The 12624-nt window shown below is 61.4% G+C and carries 9 protein-coding genes; 8 read left to right on the forward strand and 1 reads right to left on the reverse strand.

All coding sequences use genetic code 11. From position 1 onward, the window contains the following. Window positions 1-63 precede the first annotated feature (63 nt). The 6 genes from SALLO_RS0111845 (at window position 64) to SALLO_RS0111870 (ending at window position 9592) form a co-directional block, all read left to right on the forward strand. Window positions 64-756, forward strand: a complete 693-nt coding sequence (locus tag SALLO_RS0111845) for an HAD family hydrolase (RefSeq protein WP_022836520.1) — start codon at window positions 64-66, stop codon at window positions 754-756. 138 nt (window positions 757-894) lie between these two features. Beyond that, the gene (locus SALLO_RS0111850; protein ID WP_028567201.1) at window positions 895-1728 is read left to right on the forward strand and encodes a protein phosphatase 2C domain-containing protein; all 834 of its coding nucleotides are present in this window, start codon (window positions 895-897) and stop codon (window positions 1726-1728) included. Between the two features lie 231 nt (window positions 1729-1959). Further along, the gene (locus SALLO_RS0111855) at window positions 1960-3381 is read left to right on the forward strand and encodes a hypothetical protein (RefSeq protein WP_028567202.1); all 1422 of its coding nucleotides are present in this window, start codon (window positions 1960-1962) and stop codon (window positions 3379-3381) included. Between the two features lie 108 nt (window positions 3382-3489). Continuing rightward, the gene (locus SALLO_RS0111860) at window positions 3490-4530 is read left to right on the forward strand and encodes an FHA domain-containing protein (protein WP_022836523.1); all 1041 of its coding nucleotides are present in this window, start codon (window positions 3490-3492) and stop codon (window positions 4528-4530) included. Between the two features lie 358 nt (window positions 4531-4888). Further along, window positions 4889-6976 carry a WD40 repeat domain-containing serine/threonine protein kinase gene (locus SALLO_RS0111865; RefSeq protein WP_084696282.1) on the forward strand — a complete coding sequence of 696 codons (2088 nt, stop codon included), beginning with the start codon at window positions 4889-4891 and terminating at the stop codon, window positions 6974-6976. Between the two features lie 138 nt (window positions 6977-7114). Then, window positions 7115-9592, forward strand: coding sequence for a TonB-dependent receptor (locus SALLO_RS0111870; RefSeq protein WP_022836525.1), 2478 nt, complete (start codon window positions 7115-7117; stop codon window positions 9590-9592). 298 nt (window positions 9593-9890) lie between these two features. Here SALLO_RS0111870 and ispG read toward each other — a convergent pair whose 3' ends face one another. Beyond that, window positions 9891-11051, reverse strand: coding sequence for a flavodoxin-dependent (E)-4-hydroxy-3-methylbut-2-enyl-diphosphate synthase (ispG, locus tag SALLO_RS0111875; protein WP_022836526.1), 1161 nt, complete (start codon window positions 11049-11051; stop codon window positions 9891-9893). A 483-nt stretch (window positions 11052-11534) separates the two neighbouring features. Here ispG and SALLO_RS16930 point away from each other — a divergent pair, with 483 nt between their 5' ends. Further along, the gene (locus SALLO_RS16930; protein ID WP_022836527.1) at window positions 11535-11882 is read left to right on the forward strand and encodes a nucleotidyltransferase domain-containing protein; all 348 of its coding nucleotides are present in this window, start codon (window positions 11535-11537) and stop codon (window positions 11880-11882) included. Next, a complete protein-coding gene (locus SALLO_RS17910) occupies window positions 11879-12259 on the forward strand; it encodes a HEPN domain-containing protein (protein WP_022836528.1) in 381 nt (126 codons plus the stop codon). Before SALLO_RS16930 ends, SALLO_RS17910 begins: the two co-directional genes overlap by 4 nt. Window positions 12260-12624: the final 365 nt, after the last annotated feature.

A 12624-nucleotide genomic window follows, 5' to 3' on the forward strand; every position in this document is an offset into this window, starting at 1 on the left:
CGCCGAACCAGCGCGGCGCGCCGTCGTGTGGAAAGGGGGACACTGTACGGTTTATCTTGCGCTATGCACCTACTGTTATTTGACATCGACGGCACGTTGGTGACGGCCGACCACCGCGTGGCCCGCGCGGCGGTGGAGGACGCGCTGCACACGTGGAGCGGCCGCCGGCTGGATACGACGGGCGTCGACTTTGCGGGCCGCACCGATCGGTTCATCATGCAGACGGTGCTGCAGCGCAACGGCATTGCCCCCACCGAGGGCGCGCTCAACGAGGCCCTTGCGGTGTATGGGCGGGCGGCGTGCGAGGCGTTTGCGGCGCCGGATGTGCGCGCGCTGCCGGGTGCTGTGGCCCTGGTTGAGGCGCTGGCTGCGCATCCGGAGGTGCAGCTGGGGCTGGTGACGGGCAACGTGGAGGCGGTGGCCTATCAAAAGTTGGCATTCGTCGGCTGTGCCTCCTATTTTCCCTTTGGCGGGTTCGGCGATGAACATACCGACCGAAACGACCTTCCGCCGCTTGCACAGGAGCGGGCGGCGGTGCATGCGGGGCGTGCGTTTGCGCCGCACCGCACCATTATTGTGGGCGATACCATCCACGACATCGGATGTGCGCGGGCCGCGGGGGTGCGGGCGGTAAGCGTGTGCACCGGCGCACACAGCCGCGACCAGCTGGCGCAAGCCGGCCCCGATGTGCTCCTTGACGCTTTCGATGGTCCCTCCCATTTTATAACCGATGTCCTACATGCCCTGCGCGCCTAACAGCCGCTGTTGCTTTCTCGCATGCCTGTTGCGTATTGTATTCATTGCGGTTCTTTGGTGAGTACCGTTTCGTTTTGTATCGCGTAACGGGCCCACTTGGCCTCGCGTCTCTACCGCCTGACTGACGACTCTTTCGTTATGATACCCCTTACTGCACACGGCACAACATTTCCTGGGCGCCGTGACGTCAACCAAGACGATGTGCTGCACTGCTATCCCGGCCCGGGGGCGTTCTTCTTTGCGGTGGCCGACGGCATGGGCGGCGTGGCCGGCGGAAAGATTGCCAGCGAAACGGTGCTCGATACGTGCAATGAGTACCTCGCGGTGCGCATGCAAAAACAAGTGGCCCCGAGCGATCTGAAAGAGATTATGGGGGAGATGTACAGCCGCTGTCAGGCGGCTATTCGGGCCGTAACCGACGAGCGCCCCGATCTGGAAGGCATGGGCACCACCCTCACGTGCATGCTGGGTTATGAAGGGCAGTACATCATTGGCAATCTGGGCGACAGCCGCGTCTACCGGCTGCATGAGGGCCAGATGGAGCAAGTGACCGAAGATCACTCCTACCTCAACGAGTTCAAGAAGAAGTCCGGCGGACAACCGCTCGACCCGGATTTTGTAGCGCAGTACGGCCACATCATCAATAAAACCCTGGACGGCAGCGACGACACGCCCGATTTCTTTCCGCAAGACCGCACGGCGTACACCTTAGCCTCGGGCGACGGCTTTTTGCTTTGCTCTGACGGGTTGATTGTAGACCAGCTGCAAGACCAGGCCCAGCTCTTCAAGTCGTACATGATGGGAACCCCCGACCTGCAAACGGCAGCCGAGTCGCTCGTATCGCTAGCGTACTACTCAGGGTCGATGGATAATATCTCGGTCGTGCTTGTCGAGGCCGGCGAGTTGCAGCGCGACCTGGGCCGCGTACGCACCTATCCGTTCCCGCCGCGCCAAGAGGAAGAACACGCCTAGAACAGAGCGCGTTTGGGCATTCAATGCAGGCGTGCCAATTGCATGCGAGGTAAAGCTGTATTTTTTGCCAGCGTATGTGTATCATTCACCGAGGTGCTGAACCTGCAACCATAGAAATGTCCCAACAGCTTACAACCGCACATCAATATTATGCCGCACACTAGGGGTTTCGGGAGGATAGCCGGAGGGGCTCGGCGATGGCGTATGGGGGTGGGGCTCCTGCTGCTGTGTATGGCTGTTGCATGGGCACCGCCCGCTGCGGGCGCGCAATCGAACTGCGAGGGATTCGCCAACCGCCAGCTAGGGCTCGTTGATAACTTGCTGGACCGCAACGACTTCGAGCGGGCCCTTCGGGTACTCAATACGACCATTGCGCAGTGCGACAGCGCGCCCGTGCAGGAAAAGATGGGGGATCTCTTTTCCGCGTGGTATCAGGCGATACAAAATGGCAGTGCCGCCGCGCAGCTCAACTTTATATCGACCGCTACAAACGCCGACAATCTACCCGCGGCCTCCGTAGGCCAAATCACGCGCAACGCGGCGGGCCTGCTGCGTTCGTTGGTCGCGGCGCGGTACACCAATGGCTCGTACGCCGGTGCCCACCGGCTGTGCCGGTCGTATCCGAGGTACACCGACACCTTTCGGATGCGCATCTACTGCGGGAACGCGGCCCGCGAAGTACAGGCGTATGCCTCGGCGATCCAGCGCTACGAGGCCGCCCTCGACAATTGGAACAGCGGCGCATCGTTTACGACCTGGACGCAAGTGGCCGACCACCTCAACGAGGTGTACATGATTACCACGCGCTTCGATGCGGCCTTTGCCCTTTCGAAGCGTCTGGCGATTCGCAACACCAACCCGTCGTATTTGCTCGCCACCCTTACTTCGGTGCGCGGGCGCTTCTTGGAGCCAATCGTCGAGATGGGACGGGTCGTGTTTGATGGAATGACGGCATCGGCGGCACTGAGCTATATCAACAGCGAGATCCGTCGCATCCAATATCCGCCGTATATCCAAAGCATCTACCTCATGACGAGCGGTGGTGCCTCAGATGCCATCCTGATGGGGCAAGACGCAACCGCGACGCCTGCGCCAACGCTGCTCGACAATGCAGTGGGCAACGTGTCGTTGCTTGAAGACAAGGCAACCGGCCGCGCATGGCTCTTGACGCCCATCGATGCCGGGTATTTCGTCGTCCAATACGGGACGTCGACGACGCCTGAAGAAACCGTTTTACTTGAAAATTTGCTTGAGGATGTAAACCGAACCGCCCTTTGGCGGGCGCTGTACGAGACGGTGTTCGAAACCGTGTACCCCTCCATGGGAAGCACGGTTGCGACGCTACTCGGCGGTTCTTACCTTGCAAATACATCATTGGCTCGTTATCATCCGGTGTTTGGCAACAGCGCGCTGTTGCTGTACTCTGCCATTCAAACCAGCGACGGGACCGTGACGAGAGCATACGAATTTTCGCGCGATCGTGTGCAGTACCCCGAGGGGGCCTGGGACCGGACCTCTAAAACACCTGCACTCTTTTATCAAACCGTTCAATACGAAGGAGCACCGATTCGGGAGGTTGTGTGGCCATTGTATGATGGAGACACATGGAAGGGCGTCATTCGTATTGGTATCGCGGTGCCTGAACCTGTGTAGCCAAGAGATGCATGAACGGTCGCCACACCAGCGGCTCTATCACGCATCCCAGCGGCACAACAGGACTTCTGCAACGCTAATTTTTGCTTCATAGGATACAACCGACTCATGAACCAAGACGTACACCGTGTTAAGGCGCTGCTGTGGATTGCGTGCTGGGGGCTGCTTCTGGCAACGCCTTCCTTTGGGCAAGCCACCATTTCAGATATCGCAAGCAACCCCGGAAAATTTAGTGACACGTCGGTTGAAGTGGAGGGGACCGTTTCGCGCCACGTGAACACCGGCGCAACAACCGATGCTAAGCACTACATGCTGCAGGGGCAGTCTGGGGAGCAAGTGCGTGTGAAGACGACCGATGCGCTGCCTGCCGTGGGCACCAAGTACCGCGTGGGCGGCCTCGTGTCCATTAGCCCCATCAACCGGGTGCCCGTGATTGTGGAGCAGAGCCGAACGCCCATCACCACACCCGCCACGACGGCCGCGCAGCAAAGTAGCGGCGAAGAGGTGCAGGGCGAAGGCATCCCGCTGTGGGCACTGCTCCTTATGTTCTTGGTGGGCGCGACCATCGTCGTGGGCATTGGGTATTTTGCCTTCACCTCCTCCGAGCTCACGGCCATCGAGGAGCGGCAGAAGCGCAAGAAGCAGGCCCAAGAAGCAGCGCCCCAGCAGAGCGCGCCCTCGTCAGGCGGTGGCGCACAGCGTGGCGCGCCGGCCCGCATTAAGTCGGAGTCGAGCAGCTCGGTGAGCAGCCAGGACGGTGGCCCCAAAACGCTACGCTTTAAGGCGCCGCCCAAAACCATGAAATTCATTCCGGGCAAGCTGGTAGTTACCGCGGGCCCCGACCAGGGCAAGGAGTTCCGGATCGCCGGACACCCCACGCCCGAGGGCAATGTGGTAACCATTGGCCGCTCCGAAGTGGATGGCGAGCGGGCCTTCTCGCACATCCAACTGGGCGACACCTACCGCACCGTTTCGCGGATTCAGGGCGAAATCATCCAGCAGGACCAGGACGTCTACTTCCGCAACAAGAGCACCACCAACCCCACGGTTGTAAACGGCAGCGAAGTGCCGGCCGATACGAAAGTGGAGCTGAAAGACGGCGACATGATCCGGATGGGCGAGCTGGTAATGCGGTACGAGACCGAGTAGTTTGAGCATCCATCGTTCCATGGTGTGATGACCATCTGCGCATCGGTCTGCCCGTTTCTCCTGACGCGGCAGGCCGATGCTGCTGGAAGGGGCCGTCGTAACGAAGCGTCGGCGTAATCACAGGAACGATACGTTGAAGGGTTCAGTATTGGCATTAGACTTGCCCGCTCTTGTACGCAGCATGCGCGCGCTGCTGTTTGCCGCCGGCTGAGGCCTCCAACGCGTGGGGGTACGGAGCAGGGCGTCGCGGCCAAGGATCCGCGCCCCTCTGAGGGCCTCACCGTTTGTGCATCGCACCCTATCCAAGCGAGTGTGCCCGCTCGCTGGTGCAGCTTCGCACTAATCTTCTTACTTGAACATGTCTGAAGAAGCCCGAAAGCGCTGTCCGTACTGCCATGAGGAAATCATGGCGGCGGCCCGAAAATGTAAGCACTGTGGCGAATGGCTGGAAGACCCGCCGACCACGTCTACGACCGGGTCGTTTGCCAACCCCGAGACGATGGTCAGTGAGGCCCTTTCGGAGCAGTACGAGATTGAGCGCGAGCTGGGCCGGGGCGGCATGGCGATCGTCTACAAAGGCGTGCAGCGCAACCTGGGGCGTGCCGTGGCGCTCAAGGTTCTTCCGCAGGGCATGACGCACGACAAGAAGCTGCTGGAACGCTTCCACCGCGAGGCGAAGTCGGCGGCGATGCTCAGCCACCCACACATCGTCACGATCTTTGATGAGGGCGAAACGAAGGGCGTTCACTACATGGCGATGGAGTACCTGACGGGCCGCGACCTGCACGAGATTGTGCAGGAGTCGGGGCCGGTCGATCCAGGCGAAGCGGTGGGACTCATCGCGCCCATCGCGAGCGCCCTCGGGTATGCGCACCGCAACGACACGGTGCACCGCGACGTGAAGAGCTCAAACGTGATGGTCACGGACACCGGCCGTCCGGTACTGATGGACTTTGGCATTGCCTATGCCTCGTCCGAGTCGCGCCTCACGCAAACAGGCACCGTTCTGGGCACGCCAGAATACATGAGTCCGGAGCAGGCGCGGGGCAACGAAGTCGACGCCCGCAGCGATCTCTACAGCCTGGGTGTGGTGCTGTATGAAGCCGTCACGGGGCGCCTGCCCCACACCGGCGGCCACCCCATGAGTGTGGTGTACAAGGTGCTGCATGAATCGTATACGCCGCCGCGGCAGCTCAACCCCGACATTCCGGAGTGGATGGAGCAAGTCATTGCGAAGTGCTTGCTCAAGGATGCCGATGAGCGGTATCAGACGGGCGAAGAACTCGCCGAGGCGCTCGAGTCGGAAGATCCGGGCGAAGCAGTGCCTATTCCCACCGCATCGAGCGGTGACGGGCCTGCGACAGGACCGGTTGAGCTGGGCGACGACGGCAACGGGCAGCCCAGCAAGACGCAGGTATTCCGCAACGAAGGCGACGGAGCCCCCGAGGCGCCTGCAGCCCAAGACGGCGACGTGGCCACAGATACCATGCCGTCCGACGACGACCCGCAGACCTCCACGGCCGAGCCCGATGCCGCAACGCAGCGACAGCGCCTGCGCATTGTGCGTTCGCTCGAGGGCAGCGCCGACTGGGTGAACGCGGTGACGTTTTCGCCGGATGGCCAGTACGCCCTTTCCGGCGGCGGCCAAGACAACATCAAATTGTGGGAAGTGGTGACGGGCAACGAGGTACAAGTCTTCAACGACCTCGAAAGCCAGCCCATCTCTATGGCGCTCTCGCCCGATGGCGAACAACTCGTCTCGCAAAGCTCCAGCGGGGGCATTCAGCTCTGGGATGTGGCGTCGGGCGACCTGGTGCGTACGCTTGCCGAAGGCTCCGAAGCTGTTCTCGCCACCACCTTCTCGCCCGATGGCAAGCATGTGCTCTCGGGCAACGGCAACGACGGCTCGCTCTGCCTCTGGGAAACCGCGACGGGTAAGGAGGCGGTGGCCTTTGACGATCACATGGAGGCCATCTTCTCGCTCACGTTTTCTGCCGATGGTCGGTACGTACTCTCCGGAAGCGGCCAGAGCGGAAAGCTCTCGCTGTGGGATGCGTCCTCCGGCGCAATGATTCGCACCTTTGAGCAGGGCGACTGGGAGGCAACCTACGTCTTTTCGGTGGCCTTTTCGCCGGATGGCAAATACGCCCTGTCCGGCAGCGACGACATGGCGGCGCGCCTTTGGGATGTGGAGAGCGGACGCTTGTTGCGCTCGTTTAAGGGGCACTCCGGGCTTGTCATTGCGGTGGCCTTCTCGCCCGACGGTCAGTTTGCCCTCTCGGGCAGCAGCGACATGAAGGTGCGCCTGTGGAATGTAGACACCGGCCAGCTGAGCTACGTGTTTGACGGCGACGCCGCCGGCGTAAACGCGATTGCCTTTTCGCCCGACGGCCGCTATATCCTCTCGGGCAGCAAAGACAGCAACGTTCATCTTTGGACGCCGTAGTGCGCATCGGCGCCGCAACTACCGGTTCGCCCGTCGTGCCGCCGTATCGTTTACTTTCTTGAAACGTCCTTCTTTTTGTATGGGTTGATGGTACTGCACGATCTGCGTGCTATAGCTTCTAATGCACGACCGTACGCTATGCAACGCTTTGCCTGGCTCATCCTCCTTTTGGGGATGGCCCCCATGCCTGTAGCCGCTCAAACCTGGGGCACGATAGAAGGAACGATTCGCAGCAGCAACAACCAAGCACCGCTTCCCGGGGCCACGGTGCTCGTGGAGGGCACAAACTACGGCACGGCCACCAACCGCGCCGGACGCTACCGCCTGCGCGTGCCCACCGGCAGCTACCGCCTGCGCTTCTCTTCGGTGGGGTACCAAACCGTCTACGATTCGGTGACGGTCACCGAGCAAACCACGCCGGTTGCGCACAACGTCGCGTTGCAGCCCCGCACGGTGGAAATGCAGGAGCTGACGGTGGAAAGCGACGAAGCGCCGAAGGCAGCGGGCGTATACACGCTCGATCCGGAAGAAATTGAGCGGATTCCCTCGCCCCTCAACGACGGCTTGCGGGCGCTGAAGGTGGTGCCTGGCGTGGCAACCAACAACGAGTTGTCCCACCAATATTCGGTGCGCGGCGGAGGATACAACGAAAACCTGGTGTTCATCAATGGCTTTCAGGTGTTCATGCCGTTTCGGCCGCGGCAGGGCGAGCAGGAAGGCCTCAGCCTCGTCAACCCGGCGCTCGCGCAAAGCGTCACCTTCTACGCGGGCGGCTTCCCGGCGCGCTACGGCGGCAAACTGTCCTCGGCGCTCGATGTGCAATACTACCGGCCGGAGGATCAGCCGCTGACGGGACAGGCCGAGGTGTCGCTGTTTGACGTGAGCGCAAATGCGCGGTCGTCGGCCCTCAACGGCGATCTGGGGTGGACGCTGGGCGTTCGCCATGCGCGGCCGGGGCAGTTCTTTGCTACGCAGGAGTTGAAGGGCGATTACGATCCGCAGTTTACGGACGTGCAGGGCGCGCTGACGTATCGGCTGGCACCGGGCCATCAGATCGATGCGCTGGGCATTTGGGCCGATCATACGTTTCGGCTGGAGCCGGGCAACCGCAAGACCTACTTCGGCATCTTGAGTCTCGATCCGGAGATTCCCTCGAACCTCCAGGCGTTGTGGGTGGATTACGAGGGCACGCGCCGCGACGGCTACACCACCCAGTTTGGCGGCATCCGGTTGTCGGACGACTGGACGGACCGTTTCTCCACGGAGCATGCGCTCGCGTACTTTGGGACGAAGGAGACGGAGGACTTCAACATCACCGGCCAAGCCGATCTGTTTCAGGTGGATCCCACCGGCGACCCCGATTCCGGTGCGGGCCATGTGGGCATCGGCAGCTCACTCACCACAAACGTCGCCCATAACACCGTTTCGGTGAACACGCTCACCGGCCGGGGCCGCTACCAGTACACGCTCGACCGCCACGTCCTGGAGGCCGGATGGCACCTGCGCGGCCTCTCGTTCAACGATCGAATCAACGAACGGACCATCGCAACCGCCCGCGTGCGCGACAATGGACGGACCGTGCAGCGGCGCATCGTAATCGACAGCCTGCAGGATCGCGCGTCGTTCAGCGAGTACCAGAGCGGCCTGTACGTGCAGGATGCCATTGACGTACTGCCCGACCGTGACAAGCTGACCCTCACCGGCGGGTTGCGGGCGGATTACTTCTCGTTTAATGATGCGTGGACCGTGTCGCCCCGCCTGTCGCTGCGCTACACGCACTCCGATCAACTGACGCTCACTGGGGCGTGGGGCATCTACCACCAAAAGCCCACGTATCGCGAGCTCCGCGGCGCGCCCGATCCCGGCGAGTCAATCTTGGGGGCGCTGAACCGCGATATCCGGTCGCAGCGGGCGATGGAGTTTGTCCTGGGCGGTACCTACTTCATGCCCGACAAGCGTCTGTACCTGCGCGCTGAAACGTACTACAAGCGGCTGCGCCACCTTATCTCGTACCGCATCGACGATGTGCGCGTGGAGTATTCGGGCGAGAATGACACGCGCGGCTATGCCTATGGGCTCGATCTGCAGCTGCGTGGCGAGTTTGTGCCGGGCCTGGAGAGCTGGTTCAACTACAGCTTCTTGGTGACGCGGGAACGTTTTAAGGACCCGTTTCAAACGGCGTTTAACCAGGGGTTGAATCCGCGGCCGTCGGATCAACGGCATACCTTTTCGGCCTTCATCCAGGACTACGTGCCGGGCGACAAGACGTGGAAGCTGCACATGCGCTTGCTGTACGGCAGCGGATTGCCCTACACGCCGCCCGTGCCGGGGCCGCGCGATCCATCGACGGGGCAGGTGATTCAGGTGCCGGGGCCGCGCATGAACGGGCGGCTGCCGGCGTACCGTCGGGTGGATGTGGGCGCCGTGAAGCGGATTGCCCTCAGCGACGCCCGCGCCCCCATGCACCTAAGCCTCAGCTTCGAGATCCTGAATCTCTTCGACATGACGAATACGGTGGGCTACTCGTGGTTTGTGGACGGCCGGGACACCTGGACGCGCGTGCCCAAGCACCTTACCCCGCGTGCCATCAACGTAGGAGCGAAGCTGTCCTTCTAAGCGGTGCCTGAAACGTGAGCGCGTAGTACGATCTCCAGGTACGGACAGAAAGGCCCGACTGCGGAGATTGCGCCACAGGCATGACCTTCGGCCCCCCTTCCAGGATGACCTTGCGGCCTCGCCACAGGCATGACCTTCGGCCCCCCTTCCGGGATGACCTAAAGGCCCCCCGTCGCCTCCGGCTCCTCGCAATGACATCAAGCGTTGATCAAGAGGAGTGCTGGTGGTTCAGGGGGCCATTCGATTCGGTTCGCGCAACCGAAAAGCCCCTCGATCTGTGCGATCTGTCGCGCACTGCCTATCCCGTAGGCAGCTCCGGTGATTTGACAGCCGCCGCTTCGCCGCTCGTCTCTTCAGATGACGAGGCAGCGCCATCGCCCGCGGGGGCCGCGTCGTCGTCCCACGTTTCAATGGCATGCAGCACCGCGTCCACGATCTCTTCCTCGGGGACCGTGCGCACCACCTCGCCGTGCTTGAACAGGTGCGCGCGCCCGCGTCCTAGCGACACGCCCAGGTCGGCGCCCGCCGCCTCGCCCGGACCGTTCACGGCACAGCCCATGAGGGCCACGTTCAGGTTTTTATCGAAGTTCTGCGCCATCACGGCCTCTTCCACCTCTTCCACAATGGAGAACAAATCGCCCACCAGGCGGCCGCAGGTGGGGCACGCAATAATGTTTACGCCGGGCCGTCCGATGCCGAGGCTCTTGAGGATGCGGTGGCCCACCTTCACCTCCTCCACCGGATCGGTCGCCAGCGACACGCGGATCGTATCGCCGATGCCGTCCGCGAGCAGCGTGCCAATGCCTACGCTGCTCTTTACGGTGCCCGTTTGCAGCGAACCGCTCTCGGTGACGCCCAGGTGCAGCGGGTAGTCGGTGCGTTCGGCCACCAAGCGGTAGGCCTGAATCATGTAGAACACGTCGGAGTGCTTCACCGAAATGACGATGTCCTCGAAGTCGTTGCGCCGGCACACCTCCACGTGGCGCATGGCGCTTTCGAACAGGGCCTCGGGCTTCGGGTAGCCGTACTTGTCCATGAGGTCCTTTTCGAGCGAGCCGGAGTTGACGCCGATGCGGATGGGGATGCCGGCCTCTTTCGCAGCGAGCAGCACCTCGCGCTCCCATTCCGGCTTGCCAATGTTGCCGGGATTGATGCGCACCTTGGCGACGCCCGCGTCGATGGCCTTGAGGGCGTACTGGTAGTTAAAGTGGATGTCCGCCACGATGGGCACCGTGCTGCCTTGAACGATGTCGGGCAGCGCGTCGGCATCCTCGGGGCGGGGCACAGCCACACGCACAATGTCGGCGCCGGCATCGGCCAGGCGCTGCACCTCGTCAAGGCAGGTGTCAACCTCATGCGTCTTGGAGACCGTCATGGACTGGACGGAGATGGGCGCGTCGCCCCCAATCTGAACGTCGCCAACCTGTACGGGGCGCGTGCTGCGGCGTGGACGATCCATGGTGCGGGAAGGTGTATGACAAAAGCAGTTCCAGCGCTGTGTACGAGGGCCAACGGCAGAGGCTCCGCGACTGGGCCGGGTGCGATGTTACGGAATCTGAACGTCAGGGCCCCTCGCGCTCACGTTGCTTTTTCGAGCACAGCCCAATCGAACCCGAACAACCAATTCCCGGCTGGATCGACACCGAACGTCCGAAGTTGCACACGCTGCTAGAAATTCACTACATTAGAACGCGTGCACACCGAAGAGCTCAGAGATCTGATCTTCACCTCAAGACGGATAGTACGATAGTACGGCAAGGGGCTCTGCGCGTGCTAGTCGTTGTGTGCAAGCCCGATGGCAAGAAACGTTGGATGGCTGTTACCCTCCATCCCGGATCATTTCCACCCGTAGACGGCATCAGAAGAAAAGATTCGTTCCTGTTGCCCAAGCGAAGTGACTCCGCAAACGAGGACGCAATCTCTCAAATAAGTCAGTTACAGCATGCCCAACCCACACGCTCGTTCGACCCTCACACCGGCGGCCCACGCCGCGGTCCACGATGCGCGGGCTGCGCTCCAGGACCTCTACGGCGACCGCTTGCACCACCTGATCGTCTTTGGTTCGCAGGCCCGTGGCGAGGCTACGGTGAGCAGCGATGTTGATCTAGCGATTGTGCTCGACGGACCGGTAGATGCCTACGCGGAATCCTGCCGCACGAGCGACGTGGTGGTTGATGCGGCGATTCATCACGGCGTGGCCCTGTCGATGCTGCATCTGAGCGCCAAGGAATTTGCTATCACGGAGCATTCATTGGTTGAAAAGATCAAAGCCGAGGGCATCACGCTTTGAAACCACCCGAAGACGAGATTCAGGCTCTTATGCAGAAGGCGCACCGTGCATTAAACGACGCACGGTTGCTGGTGGAGCACGCGCGGGCCGAGGCAGCTGTGAACCGAACGTACTACGCAGCATTCGATGCGGCACGGGCCCTACTGCTCACAAAAGGAGAATCGCCATCTTCTCATTCGGGAGTGAAGGCGCGTTTTAACTACCACTTCGTACGCACGAATCAACTCGACCGCCAGCACGGACGCACGCTCGCTGTCGCGGAAGACATGCGGAATCGAGCAGACTACAACGCGTTCTCCGTGTTCGACATCGAAGCAGCAACCGATATGCTTCACGACGTAGAGCAACTTGTCACGTCGGTAGCCAAACAGCTTTGAACCGGAAATGGGCGCTGTGAGCTGCTTTTTAGATCGGGATTGGCAACGAATTACCAACAGCTTACAAAATCCACGGAGCACCGGTGACCAATCGGTGGCCATGATGCTGCGCGTCTTCTCTTGAGGCCATCTGAAAACAGAGCCCCCATCAACTGCTCATCCGCTCACGCAAGTTGAACCACGATTGCTTGTATCATTGGCGAGTCCTACACTGTACTGGCACAGCGTTCCCGCAGCAAGCGCCGACATTGTAGGTTGGTTGCATGATTGTATCAAGATTCGGTGCGAACACGCCGGTTGGCTGGACACCGGTGCCTACAGCGGGTACGTTAACAAGTAGCTGCATTCCCCCCTCTCGCTTCTGT

The organism is Salisaeta longa DSM 21114, assembly GCF_000419585.1.
In the GTDB taxonomy this organism is placed as follows: domain Bacteria; phylum Bacteroidota; class Rhodothermia; order Rhodothermales; family Salinibacteraceae; genus Salisaeta; species Salisaeta longa.